Below are 15,812 nucleotides of genomic sequence, written 5' to 3' on the forward strand. Positions count from 1 at the left end.
GCGGGCATGCGCCATTCCTCGTCCTCGTTTTTCCAGGGCCCTTGCCGACCCGACGCGCCGGGCAATCATTGCGCGTCTGGCGACAGGCGAGGCTTCGGTCGGGGAAATTGCCTGGCCCTTTGCCATGAGCCAGCCGACTGTTTCGCACCACATTAAAGTTCTTGAAGAATCCGGCCTCATCACGCGGCGCATAGACGGCACCCGTCGCCCATGCCGCCTTGCAGATGGCGCTCTTGAAGAAATCGAGGGATGGCTGTCGATGCTGCGTCGCGGACCGGAAGCCAACTTTGACCGCCTGGATGCGGTGCCGTAAAGCCCGGTCCGCGGCTTTCTACTGTCAATCCAGAGCTGACCCACATTGGTTCTGGGGCGGCATCACATATGAACTGAAAGCTGTTTGAGATCCGGTGTCCGTATTTCCACTGCCAAGATCGCCAATAACTTGACGATGCCATCATGTTTCACAGCAAACGTTCAACCAGGTCAAAATCGGCTGCGAAATGGTCTTTGATGATATCGACCGTCCTTTGGTCATCCAATGCCAATTTGCGCAACGCCGTGGAGGCGGGTGATTGGTTGAGTTTAGGCAAGTTCAACCCTTCGGGTTGGAAGTCGTATTCATCGCAAAGTGCTTTGAAGTCTTCATCAAGGTGCGTGAAGCGGATGACGTGATCGGGCATCTGAACCTTGCCATCAACTGAAATGTAGTCAGTCAGCGTAAAGCACTTTCTCATGAACGCTTCGAACTCGCCAATGTCCCATCGCGGAGGTGTTTTTTCCCAAATGCCGTCTTTTTCCACCATCCAGCGACGGGGAGAAAAGTAAAGTGAAATTGCTCTCTCTATCGGGTCGCGTATTGGCACAGCGACTTTGTAGTCATTGAATGTGGAGCCAAGCGCAGTCTTGTAGTCAGACAAAAGCGCATGCTTACGCTTTGTAAATTCACCTGAAAGGCCAAACCTGTCGACAGAATCCTGGTACTTGTGCGCCGTCATCCGGTCGTCAGAGAAAGGCAGCAACGCAGTGGTCACGGAATTTCCGCCGGTCTTCTGGACATGGATGTAGATCAGTTTCCTAGAGACAAATATCAATGCAAAACTCCTTTGAGTGTTCGTCGGGCCTGGGATCAGCGCCTGGTGGGGTCGCCTACAATTGCCTGATGTCCCGAACCTTTCGCGCCGCTGCCATTATTGTTTGTTTCTAGGCCCAAGCGTTATTTCCCCGTAGCTTCCAGCGATAGTTCGCAGTCCGTTTTATATGCTTCATATTTTTCTGACTGCCAAACCTGCGCCAAGGTCATGCCTGGGCTTAAGGTTGTTGGAATGTCGAGCAGAGGGTCATCCGTTTGGCGCGCCAACGCTGCCAATAACTTTTCGTTGGATGGTTGATAGTCACTCTTGGTTTTCGCCAGCTGCACGTCTGAAAGAAGCCGAAGCTTAACTGCCTCTTCTGGCGGCGTATTGCGTGCGATGATCCTGCGGGCGTGGTAGGCGTCCCCGGAATAACGCCTCCCCGCTTCAAGAATATAAGCGATCTGATGCCCGCTCAGCCTGACTTGTTGGGGGTCAATCTGGGGCAAGTCGGGTAAATCGGGCAGCTGTGCCGCGGTCAGGAAGCTGCCTAGCAAGTCGTCACGCGCTTCATCGAAAAAAACGATCTGGCAGGACCCGAAATGTTGCATCCAGACTTCATAGTCCCTGAACCAGTCTGGCGCGCGGTATCGGAGCGTCGTCGGGTCTTCTAACGTAGCCAGAAAGTCGGACATGCTGCCGCAAAAACTTCCGGTTTTGATCCATTGGCTATAAAGTGAAGTAATCCAGTGATCCTGCCTTCGAATGAACAAGACGACCGTCACTTCAACGTCTTGTGGCAGCATTTCCTTTAGGGTTTGCGCGTGAAAATGGCGAAAGTCTTCGGCGGACAGCACGACCGTTTCATTGTCGGGCTGCCAATTCGCCAACAACCGGTCCACTAGATTTTGCGGGTCAAGAACTGTCGGGTCAATCCTTGGAAAAGCACGTTTGAAATCATAGGTCCGTTCCTTGGACAGGCAGGCCGCAAGCAATTTGGCATTCCCCGCAATGCGTTTCACTTCGTCCAGAACAGGCACAAATATGCCTCGTGACCGGACGTAGTCTGCATCAAGTCGCAGGCGTTTTTGGATATATGTGGACCCTGTTTTGGCCGATCCAATATGAAGGACAATGCGCTTCATTCAGCCGTCAACTTTTTTGCCTACGGCATTGCGTACAAATTGCATTTTGTGCAGGTCCTCTTGAGCCATCGTCAGGTCCGCCATGGTGGGAAACGACACCCCGACCAAAATAGAATTGATCGAGGCGACTTTGTCAATCAACGCCCCGATCGCTTCAAGGTCATTAAGGTTTTGCATCACGGGTCGGATCGAAACGCCTGCGCGGGTGTGCACAACAAAGCAGGCTCCACTGAGGTAACCGCCAAAACACAGACGAAAATTGTAGTTGTTGGGGAGCGTAAAAATATCTGGCTGATGCTTCATCAACGCTTGCTGGAACGAAGGCTGATCCATCACTTTTCCGGGGTGGTCAGCGGATGTTAGGCGGTCTTTGTAGTCGGCAAGCCAACTGTCCATGACATCGCGCTGGCTGCCGTTCAGGAACACCACACCAGAATTGAGTTTCCAGCGCCTGCTCCATTCTTCCTTGACCGCGGCGTCCATACTGCCAACGCTCTGGCGGTATGGCGGCTGGCACGCGGCTATGTCAAAGGGCCCAAAATCAAATACTCTTGCCAGATCACCCAAGATGAAAGTGTCTGTGTCCAGAAATACTGTCTTCTCAAAAGGTGACGCAGCGATGGCCTCCAACTTTTGAAGTTTGGGATGGTCGCGCGGCACATCGGTCACAATCACTTCAGAGAATGGTGACCAGGAAGGCTCCGCCAATCTGTCCGCCAACACGCGTGAATTCGAGTGTAAGACAATTGGTTCTTCGCTGTGTTGCCTCAAACTGAATGCGGATATCATCGCCTCAGCGTGGTACAGCGGTGTCTCTATGTCTTCATCAAATGCACTGTAAATAAACACTCTTTTGCCTTGCTGACCGATATGATTTTGCACATGCTATGTTATAAGACCATGCGGGAAAGGACCACCAGAATCGGCACCTGAGCATTCACCATGAAGTGCCCAAATTTCCTGGACGGCATCGTCAAGTTGCAACGCATCTCACCTGGCGGTAGGTGTCCTTGTAACCAAGTCCAAGCAATCTGGCGCTGTTCAGGCGGGCCGAGCGTCACCTTATCCGCGCCGAGAGTGACCATGCCACTTTGAAAAGGCTGCACGGCTATCGGCAAGGCCTCTGATCCCTGCGATCTGCAAATGCGACATTACAAAGGTTGGAGGTGATCAGCACAGTCAACCAGGTGTCCTGGGCGAGATCGCCTTTGTTCACGGTTTTACCCGGCTGGCTGCGTGAGATTATGGACGCATTGTGATGCCTGTGGCCCACATGGGCTAATGAAACGTTCCCAATCACAGGTTTTCGAGAATGAGCACTTCGATACGTATGCGTTCCTGCGACGCGAGGGTGGCGCGGTTTTCGCATTTTGCCCGCAGGATCCTGATTGCGCTGCGCACCAGATGCCCGGGGTCCTGATGGATCACGGCGTCCAGTTCACCATTTTTCAGGGCCAGCTCCGTTGAGGGTGTGCGTTCGTGGGCTATCGTCACACGATCCCGGATGACACCGGCGCGGCGCCCTTTTTCCAGCGGGATGCGGGCCTCCACTCCCATGAAGTAGATGCCCAGGATGTCGCTGTGGGTTCGGATTGCATTGTGCAGGATGTTTTCCGTCCGGTCCGGATCCCCGTATGTTTCAAGGGTCGGAAGCACCTTCAGGTTCGGATATTCCGCATTGATGATCCCATCGAAGCCAAGCCTGCGTTCGAGGCTGTCGCGCGCCTGGGTGGTTTCGGTCAGGACAAGAACAGACCCTTCCTTGTTCCCGATGAAACGGGCCATCAAGCGGCCTGCGGTTGCCCCTGCTGCCCTGTTGTCAATGCCGACAAAGCCATGTTCGCCATCGTCCTGCTGGTCGGCGACGAGCGGTATCGTCTGGATGCCACGTTCTCTCATCCTCAGCAGGGCGTCGCGGATCTGCGGGGTTTCGGGCGCCATGATGGCGACGCCGTCGACATCTTCTGCGGACAGGTTCGAGAGATTGCGCGCAGCCTCATGCGGATCCTGATCATCAATTCGAATGACATCCGCCTCGATCATCTCAGCACGGCTGGCGCTGTCGAATTCCGCAATTCGGTCTATGATCTCCATCAGGAATTCATCGCCTGATCGGGGTAGGGCGAATACGAACCTGTATCCTCTCTGCCGCGCCAGCGTCGCGGCGACCTGGTTCCGTTGAAACCCGATTCTTTCAATGGCGTCATTGACAGTTTTGACGGTCTTTTCCCGTACGCCGGACCGGCCATTGAGCACCCTGTCCACGGTCGCCAGACTCACGCCTGCAGCGTTGGCCAGGTCCTTTATCGTTGGTCTCATTCTGTCAAAGCTCTGATTTCATAGGATAACCACCCCATCTTTGACAATTTTGGAGGAAATCACAAGCTAAATGAGGTGCGCACCTCAAATAGTTCTTGCCTTGAGGTGCGCACCTCATTTACGCTCGGGCGAGTTAAGTCGCGGCAGGAGGGCCGTGGCGATGAAACTGGGAGGATTTCGAAATGAAGACGAAACACCTGACGACAGCTGTCCTGTCGTCACTTATCGCAAGCTCTGCCGCGACTTCGGCCCTGGCCGAGGATCTGACGCTGTGTTGGGCTGCCTGGGACCCGGCCAATGCCCTGGTCGAACTGTCCAGGAATTTCGAGGCGGAATCAGGTCACACCATGAATTTTGAATTCGTGCCCTGGACCTCATTTGCGGACCGGATGCTCAACGAGCTGAATTCAGGGGGGCAATTGTGCGACCTGATGATCGGCGACAGCCAGTGGATCGGCGGCGGTGCCGAGAACGGTCATTACGTGAAGTTGAATGATTTCTTCGAGGCCAATGGCATCGACATGGCCGATTTCATTCCGGCAACTGTCACCGGCTATGCGGAATGGCCAAAGAACACGCCGAACTATTATGCCTTGCCGGCCTTTGGGGACGTCGTTGGCTGGACCTATCGCAAGGATTGGTTCGAACGCCCGGAACTGCAGGAGGCGTTCAAGGCCAAATATGGCCGCGCGCTTGGCGTGCCGACGTCACTGGAAGAGCTGAAGGAGATTGCGCAGTTCTTTCAGGGCCGGGACATTGACGGCACCACGGTTTACGGCGCCGCGATCTATACCGAGCGTGGCTCGGAAGGGATTACCATGGGGGTGACCAATGCGCTTTATAACTACGGGTTCATGTACGAGAATCCGGACAAGCCCTATGACCTGGAGGGCTATGTGAATTCCGATGGCGCCGTTGCAGCGCTGGAATTCTACAAGGATCTTTATGACACCGCGACGCCGCCGGGCTCGTCCAACTGGTACATGGGCGAGAATATCGATGCCTATAAATCAGGCCAGGTGGCGCTTCAGATGAATTTTGCCTTCATCTGGCCAGGTGTCGAAGCCGATCCGAACGTGGGCGGCGGAAAGTCGGGCTATTTCCCCAATCCGGCAGGGCCTGCGGGCCAGTTTGCGCAACTGGGCGGGCAGGGGATTTCTGTCGTGGCCTATTCGGACAAACAGGATGCGGCGCTGGAATATATCCAGTGGTTCGCGCAGCCCGAGATTCAGGCAAAGTGGTGGGAACTGGGCGGTTACTCGGCGCTGCGCGCTGTGGTCGAAGATCCGGGGTTCGCCGAGAGCCAGCCCTACGCGCAGACCTTTCTCGACAGCATGGCAATCGTGAAAGATTTCTGGGCGGAACCGGCCTATGCGGATCTGCTGCTGGCGATGCAGGAACGTGTCCACAATTACGTGGTGGCTGGTGACGGCACCGCGAAGGAAGCGCTTGACGGTCTGGTGCGTGACTGGACCGAAGTGTTCGAGGACGAAGGCAAAATATAGGGCTCCTCCCCGTCGGTTCCCTTTGGGGGGCTGACCGCCCCTGGCGGCCCGGCGGGCCGTCAGGATGCCTATGCCGAGGATATCTGGACGCCCGACTTATCCGCGCGTCAAAGGACAGGATCAATGACAGACACTTCCATCGACAAGCTCGCCCGAGCCACGCCCAAGACCGTGGCCCGCCGCATAAAGGGTCTGTCCGATCGCAGCATCGCATGGCTTTTCGTGGCTCCGACAATCTTTCTGCTGCTGGCCGTAAATATCTTTCCGCTGATCTGGACGATCAGGCTCAGCTTTACCGATTTCCGCGTGAACCGCCCGAACCGCGATGTCGAATGGGTCGGTCTGCGCAATTATGAACGGATCCTGACCGATCCGGACATCTGGGCCACGATGCAGGCAACGGCGCATTTTCTGTTCTGGACCATCGTGTTCCAGGTCCTGATCGGCTTTTTCCTGGCCTTCCTGATCAACAAGAAATTCAAGGGCAACGACCTCTGGACCACGATCATCGTCTTTCCGATGATGCTGTCGCCCGCGGTGGTCGGGAACTTCTGGACCTTCCTTTACCAACCGCAAATCGGATTGTTCAACTACGTAGTCGCGTTCTTCACCGGGGTCGACCCGGCGAGCTTTTCGATGATCGGCAGCGTGAATCTTGCGCCCTGGGCCATCGTTATCGCGGATACCTGGATGTGGTCCCCCTTTGTGATGCTGATCTGTCTGGCCGGGCTGCGGTCCATTCCTGACAGCATCTATGAGGCGGCCGAATGCGACCGGGCCAGCAAATGGCGGCAGTTCTGGACAATCACGGTGCCGATGGTGCTGCCCTTCCTGATGCTGGCCGTGCTGTTCCGCGGGATCGAGAATTTCAAGATGTTCGACCTGGTGGTGCAGCTGACCGGGGGCGGCCCGGGGAATACCACGACGCTCACGTCGATCGACCTGAAGCGGGAAGCCTTCGAAAGATGGCGCACGGGCTATTCCTCGGCCTATGCGGTGATCCTGTTCGTTACCGTCTTCGGCCTCGCCTCCATCTACGTCAAGGCATTGAACAAGGTGAAAGAACGATGAGCTATTCGATCACGGAACCTGGCAAGGGCATCAAGTGGATCGCCGGTATATTGGTCGTCTGCTATGCGCTGATTACCATCGCGCCGCTGCTGTGGATCATCGCGACGGGCTTCAAATCGGGACCGGATTCCATCGCATATCCGCCCAAGGTGGTATTCGAGCCGACGCTCGAAGGCTATGTGAACCTGTTCACGGACCGCACCCGCGCGACCAGCGACATGCTGGAGGCCGCAGGCCCGCCTGAAACCTGGTACGAGCAGATCGCGCGGGATCAGGGCACGGTCATCACCGGTGCGTCGCGCTACGGCGAGCGGTTCCTGAACTCCATCATCATCGGCTTCGGATCGACGGCGCTTTGCATGATCCTTGGCACTGCCGCCGCCTATGCGTTCAGCCGCTTCCGGGTGCCGCTCAAGGATGACCTTCTGTTCTTCATCTTGTCCACGCGGATGATGCCGCCAATTGCCGTGGCGATCCCGATCTTTCTGATGTTTCGGAACCTCGGCCTGAACGATACGCACCTCGGAATGATCCTGCTCTATACAGCCGTGAACCTGTCTCTGTCGGTCTGGCTTCTCAAGGGTTTCATCGACGAGATCCCCGTGGAATACGAGGAAGCGGCGCTGATCGACGGCTACACGCGGTTCCAGGCATTCTACAAGGTGGTGCTGCCGCAGGCGGCAACGGGGATCGCATCGACCGCAATATTCTGCCTGATCTTTGCGTGGAATGAATATGCCTTTGCGGTGCTGCTGACATCGGGCACGGCACAGACGGCACCACCGTTCATCCCGACCATCATCGGCACCTCCGGCAAGGACTGGCCCGCTGTTGCAGCGGGGGCGACGATATTCCTCGTCCCGGTCATGATTTTCACGATCCTGCTGCGCAAGCACCTGCTGCGCGGGATCACATTCGGAGCCGTTCGCAAATGAGCAATTCACCCTTCGACCCCGACGAGAGCCTGACCGAAGCCCAGATGGAGCGTGAGCACAAAGGCACCCCGAAGCCGGAAGTGACCGATACGCGCGGGCAACCGGACGAAGGGTATCGCGCGCATCCCGCCGCGCGGATATTCCTCCGCGGCCCCTGGGAAATGCTGGCGACGATCCTGATCGCGGCAGGGGTGGTGATGCTGATGCAGCCATTCTTCCTGGGGCTCTACACCTATTCGTTCATCGTCACGCTGACAGGCACGGTGATGTTCATCATCGTCAGCCATTTTCCGGAGTAGTCGCATGGCACAGATACGGATTGAGAACCTGCGCAAGGATTTCGGCAGCTTCAATGCGGTGAAGTCCTCGACCTTCACGATCGAGGACGGCGAGTTCTTCATGCTTCTCGGGCCTTCGGGTTGCGGCAAGACCACGACCCTTCGCATGATGGCAGGGTTGGAATTGCCCACTTCGGGGCGCATTTTCATCGACGGCGAAGAGGTGGGACAGAAACCGGCGAGCCAGCGGGACATCGCCTTTGTTTTCCAGATGTTCGCGCTCTACCCGCATATGAACGTGCGGGGCAACATCAGCTATCCGCTGAAAAGCCAGGGGATGCCGAGGGCAAGGATCAAGGCCAAGGTCGAGGAGGTTGCCGAAATCCTTGGCGTTACCGATATTCTGGACCGGCCCGTGGGCGGCCTGTCGGGCGGAGATCGTCAGCGGGTGGCCCTGGGACGGGCCATCGTGCGCGACCCCAAGGCGTTTCTCATGGATGAGCCGCTTGGCGCGCTGGATGCCGAATTTCGCGAACGCATGTCGGAGGAATTGCGCGCCTTGCACGACAGGATGAAGGCGACAACTGTCTATGTGACCCATGATCAGCTTGAGGCGATGCAAATGGGCGACAAGATCGTGGTCATGAACCATGGTGTGATTGAGCAGTTCGGGGTGCCGCAGGACATCTACGACTGGCCCGCGACCAGGTTCATGGCACAGTTCATCGGCTCGCCGCCGATGAATTTTCTCGATTTCGAAGGCGTGATCGGTGCCGGTGGCGATGAGGTCCGGTTGAACGATGTCGAGGTGAAGGTTCCCCCGAGCTTTGAGGGGGCCAAGGGGAAACTGACGCTGGGCGTTCGGCCCGAGCATGTGACCCTGGATGGTGACGCGCCGTACCGGGGCCGGGTGATGGCGACGGAATATCTCGGGACCACCCAGATCGTGACGCTGGACACGGCCAACGGGCCCCTCAAGGCCCGCGTCGCCAGCGCGGCGCGGGTGGACGTGGGGACAACCACAGGCCTGCGGTTCGACGCGCGGACCATCACGCTGTTCGACCAGCAGGAAGGTCGCGCACTGCGGTCGCAAGCCAATGCAGGAGTGCTGGACCATGGCTGAGGTCACCTTGACGGGAATTACCAAACGATTTGGCAATGATGTCGCGCTGAGTGATGTCACGATGACAGTGCCCGATGGCTCATTCGTGGTGCTGCTTGGCCCCACGGGCGCGGGAAAGACGACGACACTGCGGATGGTTTCCGGGCTTGATACGCCTGATCTCGGGACGGTCATGATCGGCGGGCGCGACATGGCCGGGCTGATGCCGGCCCAGCGTGACGTGGCGATGGTGTTTCAGCAATACTCGCTCTACCCGCATCTGACGGTCCGGCAGAATCTGGAATTCCCCCTGAAATCCCCGATCTTGAAGACATCGCAGAAAGAGATCGACCGCAAGGTCGGTGAGGTGGGCGAGATGCTGCAAATCTCCCACAAGCTGGACAACAAGGCGACCGCGCTTTCGGGCGGGGAAATGCAGCGGGTTTCCATCGGGCGTGCATTGGTACGCGATCCTGCGGTGTTCCTCATGGATGAACCGCTCAGCTCGCTGGATGCCAAGCTGCGTGCCGATCTGAGGGTTGAATTGAAGTCCATTCAGGCCGATTCCGGCGCAACGCTGCTTTATGTGACCCATGACCAGATCGAGGCGATGACGATGGCCACACATGTGGGTGTGCTGGACAAGGGGCGCCTGGTGCAGTTCGGCCCACCGCGCGAAATCTACGAACAGCCGGTCAGCATCTACGCGGCAAGCAGGTTGGGCCAGCCGCGGATCAACGTGCTGCCCGCAGAGGTATTCGGCGGGGCGCCGAAGGGGGCAAAGATGATCGGGCTGAGACCGGAACAGATCCGCCAGGGCGATGGCGAGGAAAGCCGCGTCGAGCGGGTCGAGCGACTGGGCGACCAGACACGACTGCACCTGCGTTTCAAATCGCACGATATCGTCACCGTGACCGATGCGCACACAGAGCTGAAACCGGGAGATCGGGTCAAGATTCGGCCCGAGAAACCTTTTTACTTTGACGCGTCCGGCGCTCGTCTGGCCTGAGGGAGGATACCATGGCTCAATTCATCAACGAAAAGGAAGCAACCGTCACCGAGGCGATCGACGGGCTTCTGCAGGCTTCTGGTGGCGAACTGGCCCGTCTCGACGGTTATCCGCACATCCGCGTGGTGGTGCGGGCGGATTGGGACAAATCAAAAGTGGCGCTGGTGTCCGGGGGCGGGTCGGGCCATGAGCCTGCCCATGCCGGGTTCGTTGGCAAGGGGATGCTGACGGCTGCGGTATGCGGGGATGTTTTTGCATCCCCCTCCGTGGATGCCGTGCTGGCGGGTATACTGGCGGTGACCGGCCCGGCCGGATGCCTGCTGATCGTCAAGAACTACACCGGCGACCGGCTGAACTTTGGCCTCGCGGCAGAACGGGCGCGGGCTTTCGGGCTCAAGGTCAACATGGTGATAGTCGATGACGACATTGCGCTGCCCGATCTTCCGCAGCCGCGGGGCGTTGCCGGTACGCTTTTCGTACACAAGATTGCGGGCGCCCTGGCCGAAAGCGGTGAACCGCTGGACAAGATCACCTCGGCAGCCGAGCGGGTCATTGCCGGAACCAGCACCATCGGCATGTCCCTGGACACATGTACCGTGCCCGGTTCACCCAAGGAAAACCGCATCGGCGCGGGAAAGGCAGAGTTGGGACTGGGTATTCACGGGGAGGCCGGGGTTCAGCAGATCGCGTATCAGAACGCGCGGCAGGCGGTTGCTGCCGTCACCGAAAAGCTGGCAAAGGTCATGAAATCCAAGCCCCATGTCGTCTTGTTGAACAACCTTGGCGGTGCCTCGGTGCTTGAAATGTCGATCCTGGCCAATGATCTGACGCAATCGGATATTGGCAAGAACCTCAAGCTGATCGTGGGGCCTGCATCGCTGATGACCTCGCTCGACATGCGGGGGTTTTCAGTCTCTGTTTATGCATATTCGGCAGAGGACCAGGCATTGCTTGCCGCGCCTTGCAGCCCGTCGGCGTGGCCCGGCTGCAAGGCGATCAAACCCGTTTCCGTGGTGGAATTGCCCGACGGTCTGCGCCCGATCCAGCCGATCCCGTCACAGCACAAGGACACGGCCGCCTTCCTGACCAAATGCTGTCAGGTTCTGATCGCGGCGGAGGCAGACCTGAACGCGCTCGACGCGAAGTCCGGGGACGGCGATACCGGTTCGACACTGGCAGGCGCGGCGCGGGCACTGATCGACGCGCTGGACCGGATGCCGCTGGCGGATCATACGCAGCTTTTCCGGGCCATCGGTCAGGAACTGAGCCAGACGATGGGCGGGTCCTCCGGCGTATTGCTGGCAATCTTCTTTACCGCTGCGGGGGACGCAGCTTCGAGCGGGCTTGGCATGATCGCGTCACTCAAGGAGGGCCTGGCCCGCATGCAGAAGATCGGGGGCGCACAGATCGGCGATCGCACCATGGTCGATGCGCTGAAGCCCGCGCTGGACGAGTTGGAAGCCAAGGGCCTTGCCGATGCTGCCGTCGCCGCGCGGAGCGGTGCGGCTCATACCGCGACAATCACGAAGGCAAAGGCGGGGCGGGCCTCCTACATCAGTGCCGAACAATTGGACGGTCACGTGGATCCGGGGGCAGAGGCGGTTGCGCGGCTTTTTGAACAGCTCGCGACCTGACATCGTGCTTTCCTTGCCTGGTTCCGGTCAGGACGTGACGGAGATTGAAGCCGAAGACGATCTGGGCGATTGACGCGGCTCTGTAATGGGCCAAGTCTGGGCGAAACCGATTGCAGGAGCTTTCAATGACCACGGACAGCACACCCCTTCCACTGCCGGATGGCGCTTTGGAGCGGATCACCAAAGCCGTCGATGCGGGGTTCGAGGCCCAGGTCGGGTTTCTGGCGGATTTCGTCGCAATCCCGAGCCTGAGGTTCGAGGAAGGTGCCGCCCAGGATTTCATGGCGCAGGCGCTGCGGCAACGGGGCTACAAGGTGGATGACTGGACGATCCGGCTGGAAGACCTTGAGCACCTGCCGGGGTTCGGGCCGATCCACGGTGATTTTTCACGCGCGCGCAGCGTTGTTGGCAGCCATCACAGTGCCCGGACAAAAGGGCGTTCGCTGATCCTGCAGGGGCATCTGGACGTGGTGCCGACCGGGCCGGTCGAGATGTGGAAGTATCACCCCTTCGACCCGGTGATCGAGAACGGCTGGATGAACGGCCGCGGGGCAGGAGACATGAAGGCCGGCACGGTCGCCGCCCTTTATGCGCTGGATGCGCTCAAGGCCGCCGGGTTCGAGCCTGCGGCGACCGTGCATTTCCAGTCGGTAATCGAGGAGGAAAGCACGGGACTTGGCGCGCTTTCGACCCTGCAGCGGGGCTACCGCGCCGATGTCGCGGTTCTGCCGGAGCCATCGAGCCTGACGATCAACCGCGCGCAGGTGGGGGCACTTTGGTTTCGGCTGCGGGTGCGGGGCAAGCCGGTGCATGTGTCGGTCGCGGGCGAAGGGTCGAACGCGATCATGGCGGGCTATGATATTCTTGCCGCTTTGCAAGAAATGGAGGCGGAGTGGAACGCGCGCGCGGCGCAGGACCCGGTCTATCATGACGTACCGCATCCGCTGAACTTCAATGCGGGCAAGATCGAGGGCGGGGACTGGGCATCGAGCGTGCCGGCCTGGTGCGACATCGACTGCCGGATGGGTGTGCTGCCGGGGCAGGATCTGGAGGCTGCCAAGGCCGAGATCGAGGCCCGTGTGTCGGGGGCGGCGCGCGACCATCCTTTCCTGTCCAACAACCCGCCCGAGGTGATCTGGAACGGTTTCCAGGCCGAAGGATACGTGCTGGGCCCTGACGCCGACCCGGCGCTGGCGGTGATGCGCGCGGCCCACGCGCAGGTCATGGGTGCGGGCGCGCAGATCGCCGAGCACAAGATGACGGCGCTGACGGATACGCGGTTTTATGGTCTCTACTATGACATTCCGGCCTTCTGCATCGGGCCTACAGCACAGAATATTCACGGCTTCGATGAACGGGTCGAACTGGAATCGATCCGCAAGCTGACGGTGGTACTGGCGCTGTTCATCGCGCAATGGTGCGGTTTGAACCCCTTAAGGGACTAGGTTGATCCGGGATCTGGTCGCGGAATCCACGGCTTCCGCCGAATAGAGCATCGGCACGTAATCCCCCGCAGCCCAGAGTGGCGCCAGATCGGCGTAGTGGGGGCTGTCCGGCAGGGCGGACTGGCCGGGCGTGTTGATCCAGACGCTGTTGTCCCATGCGCCCACGTCCACAACCATGCGGACCGAGGCGCCGATGGTCACCCGGTAGTCCGCCGCTTCGTAGTGGCCCAGCATCACGGTGCCACCCGCCCCGCCGGTCGGCAGGGGGCCGATATCCTGCTTGCCGCCGATCGGGGTCAGCGCGTGATTGAAATAGCCCTGGTGCAGGTCGCCCCATTGCCATTTGGTGGTGTCCTTGCCGTAGGTTTCGCAGGCTTCATCCCAGGCGGTTTGCAGCGTGTCGGCCAGAAGCGCATCGCGGTCCGGTGCTGCCCGGGCGGCAAGGCCGGGAAGATCGCCGCGCAGCAGGCGCAGGACGGTAGGCACGCTGCCCGGAACAAGAAGGGCGCGCAGGGCGGGATCCTCCGCCACCCGATCCAGCAGGGCGGGGCGCAGGTGCCGGGACAACCAGATCTCATAAAGAAGTGCCGCGGCGGAAGAAGCCCGCGCATAGCCGTCCCAGGCCTGCAGCAATCCTCGGGCCGGGGAGAGGGCGCTGGCGGGCAGCATCGCGCAAAGCTCTTCGGCCAGGGCCGAATAGGTATCGGTTTGCAATGCGCAATTGTCGGTCACGTTTCGGGCACCACCCCTGGCGATCACATCGGCGATGCGGTCGGCGCGGCCGTCCTCGAACCATTCAAAGCCGACGGGCCGGGCATCGTGATCCCAGGTGTCCGGCAGGTTCATCTCGTTCGCGGAATGGACAAAGCCGCGCTCGGGGTTGGTAATGGCGGGCAGGTCCTCGGCGGTCATGTATCCTTGCCATTCAAAGCGGCCATCGCCCGGCACCGGGGTCAGGCCGCGCCAGCCGGAGCGGCGCGGGACATAGGCCGCCGCCTGCCAGCAGATATCGCCGGTGGTATCGGCATAGACCATGTTGACCGAGGGCGCGCCCCATGTGGCAAGTGCCTTGCGGAAGTTTGGCACGCTGGTGCTGCGCATGGATTTGAGAGACCCCATGTAGGGCGACGTGCCCGGATCGGTAAAGACAGTGCGGACAGCGACGCCGACATTGTCCCGCGCATGGACCAATGGGCCGTGACGGGTAAAGCCCAGGGTTAGAGACTGTTCCGGCGCATCTTTCACCGCAAATTTCTCTTCCACCCAGGTGATCGCCTCGGTCCCGGTGCCAAAGCGGTAGGCGTTGCCGTCCTCGGTCAGGTCGTAAACCATGACGTCCTCCTGATCAGCGCAGAAGATCGTGAGGCTGAAGGCCGCGGTGCCGTTGTGGCCGGCCATGATGCCGGGAGAAGAGGGCTCTCCCGCACCGATTATGTCGAGGCCCGGCGCGGTGAGATGGACCATGTAGCGCAGGGAGGGTGCGGCATGGGCGCGGTGCGGGTCGCTTGCCATGATGGCGCGACCGGTGTCCGTCTGGCCCGGCGCAATGGCCCAGTTGTTAGAGCCTTCGGGTGGTGTTGCGCGCTGCACGGTCTTTCGCGCGTCCACACTGGACCATAGCGGTGCCTCCTCCAGCGTCGCGTCAAGCCGGGCGCGCTGGAAGGTCACGGGTGCCGTGGCAAGCTCGTAGACCGCCAGCGCATCTGAAGGCAGGCGCTTGTCGGTTGTGACGTCCCATTCGCTGTCCGGCACGGGAGGGGACAGGGGCACACGCAAGAGATCGGTTTCCGGGTCGGCAAGGGTATGGACCTGCAGACGCGCCAGTTCCGACGCCGCGTTGCGGGCGAGACAATGGGTGCGGATGCGCACCACATCCTCGGGCAGCCAATGGGCCGGTTCAGTCCCTAACTCGGCGAATTCGGGCGGCAGGGGCAGGTCACCCGCAAGCACCAGATCGACAGCGGCATTGATGCCTGCGGCGAAAGCCGTGCAGATTTCCCGGGAATCTTCGCCATAGGCGGCCCATTCCCGATCCATCTCTCCGCGATAGAGAAACAACCGCGCGGCGCGGTCCTGCATCAGATAGCCGGGCCCGAAGTCGGCGGCCAGCAGGCCCAACCCGCGCTTGCGCCAGAGGTCAATCTGCCAGAGCCGGTCGCGCGCGGCGTTGAACCCCTGGAGGAAAAATGCGTCTTGCTGGGTCTCCGCGCGGATATGCGCCATGCCCCATGTGTCGATTGAGATGCTGGCAGGGGCCGAGAGGCCGGGCAGTTTGATCGTTGTCATGGGATGTCTCCTG

14 protein-coding genes are annotated in these 15,812 nt (G+C 59.7%); 9 read left to right on the forward strand and 5 right to left on the reverse strand.

The window, feature by feature from the left end; translation table 11 throughout:
* The first annotated feature begins 13 nt into the window (after window positions 1–13).
* Window positions 14–313 (forward strand): ArsR/SmtB family transcription factor, encoded by a 300-nt coding sequence (locus PVW51_RS14180; RefSeq protein WP_274575859.1) that lies wholly within the window; start codon window positions 14–16, stop codon window positions 311–313.
* 148 nt (window positions 314–461) lie between these two features.
* On the opposite strand, the gene PVW51_RS14185 is transcribed toward PVW51_RS14180, so the two are convergent.
* The 4 genes from PVW51_RS14185 to PVW51_RS14200 form a co-directional block, all read right to left on the reverse strand.
* Window positions 462–1,091: a sulfotransferase family 2 domain-containing protein gene (locus tag PVW51_RS14185; protein WP_274575704.1), complete on the reverse strand. Its 630-nt coding sequence runs from the start codon at window positions 1,089–1,091 to the stop codon at window positions 462–464.
* Window positions 1,092–1,213: 122 nt separating this feature from the next.
* Complete coding sequence (locus tag PVW51_RS14190) at window positions 1,214–2,215, reverse strand: hypothetical protein (RefSeq protein WP_274575705.1); 1,002 nt, start codon at window positions 2,213–2,215, stop codon at window positions 1,214–1,216.
* The gene (locus PVW51_RS14195) at window positions 2,216–3,064 is read right to left on the reverse strand and encodes a hypothetical protein (protein ID WP_274575706.1); all 849 of its coding nucleotides are present in this window, start codon (window positions 3,062–3,064) and stop codon (window positions 2,216–2,218) included.
* Between the two features lie 447 nt (window positions 3,065–3,511).
* Window positions 3,512–4,534 carry a LacI family DNA-binding transcriptional regulator gene (locus PVW51_RS14200; protein ID WP_114276639.1) on the reverse strand — a complete coding sequence of 341 codons (1,023 nt, stop codon included), beginning with the start codon at window positions 4,532–4,534 and terminating at the stop codon, window positions 3,512–3,514.
* A gap of 182 nt (window positions 4,535–4,716) precedes the next feature.
* Here PVW51_RS14200 and PVW51_RS14205 point away from each other — a divergent pair, with 182 nt between their 5' ends.
* The 8 genes from PVW51_RS14205 to PVW51_RS14240 all read left to right on the forward strand — a co-directional run bounded on the left by PVW51_RS14205 (window position 4,717) and on the right by PVW51_RS14240 (window position 13,513).
* Entirely contained in the window at window positions 4,717–6,039 is a 1,323-nt protein-coding gene (locus PVW51_RS14205) for an ABC transporter substrate-binding protein (protein ID WP_274575707.1), read from the forward strand.
* A gap of 123 nt (window positions 6,040–6,162) precedes the next feature.
* Entirely contained in the window at window positions 6,163–7,110 is a 948-nt protein-coding gene (locus PVW51_RS14210; RefSeq protein ID WP_269367495.1) for a carbohydrate ABC transporter permease, read from the forward strand.
* Window positions 7,107–8,045 carry a carbohydrate ABC transporter permease gene (locus PVW51_RS14215; protein WP_274575708.1) on the forward strand — a complete coding sequence of 313 codons (939 nt, stop codon included), beginning with the start codon at window positions 7,107–7,109 and terminating at the stop codon, window positions 8,043–8,045. The genes PVW51_RS14210 and PVW51_RS14215 overlap by 4 nt, the downstream gene beginning before the upstream one ends.
* Window positions 8,042–8,344, forward strand: coding sequence for a hypothetical protein (locus PVW51_RS14220; RefSeq protein ID WP_274575709.1), 303 nt, complete (start codon window positions 8,042–8,044; stop codon window positions 8,342–8,344). Before PVW51_RS14215 ends, PVW51_RS14220 begins: the two co-directional genes overlap by 4 nt.
* A 4-nt stretch (window positions 8,345–8,348) precedes the next feature.
* Window positions 8,349–9,446 carry an ABC transporter ATP-binding protein gene (locus PVW51_RS14225; RefSeq protein ID WP_274575710.1) on the forward strand — a complete coding sequence of 366 codons (1,098 nt, stop codon included), beginning with the start codon at window positions 8,349–8,351 and terminating at the stop codon, window positions 9,444–9,446.
* Window positions 9,439–10,434, forward strand: a complete 996-nt coding sequence (locus PVW51_RS14230; protein ID WP_274575711.1) for an ABC transporter ATP-binding protein — start codon at window positions 9,439–9,441, stop codon at window positions 10,432–10,434. The genes PVW51_RS14225 and PVW51_RS14230 overlap by 8 nt, the downstream gene beginning before the upstream one ends.
* Window positions 10,435–10,445: 11 nt before the next feature.
* The gene (locus tag PVW51_RS14235; RefSeq protein ID WP_274575712.1) at window positions 10,446–12,068 is read left to right on the forward strand and encodes a dihydroxyacetone kinase subunit DhaK; all 1,623 of its coding nucleotides are present in this window, start codon (window positions 10,446–10,448) and stop codon (window positions 12,066–12,068) included.
* Between the two features lie 125 nt (window positions 12,069–12,193).
* Window positions 12,194–13,513, forward strand: a complete 1,320-nt coding sequence (locus PVW51_RS14240) for an ArgE/DapE family deacylase (protein WP_274575713.1) — start codon at window positions 12,194–12,196, stop codon at window positions 13,511–13,513.
* Here PVW51_RS14240 and PVW51_RS14245 read toward each other — a convergent pair.
* A complete protein-coding gene (locus tag PVW51_RS14245) occupies window positions 13,502–15,799 on the reverse strand; it encodes a penicillin acylase family protein (RefSeq protein WP_274575714.1) in 2,298 nt (765 codons plus the stop codon). The genes PVW51_RS14240 and PVW51_RS14245 overlap by 12 nt on opposite strands.
* Window positions 15,800–15,812: the final 13 nt, after the last annotated feature.

It is taken from the genome of Sulfitobacter sp. PR48 (genome assembly GCF_028807335.1).
Lineage (GTDB): Bacteria > Pseudomonadota > Alphaproteobacteria > Rhodobacterales > Rhodobacteraceae > Sulfitobacter.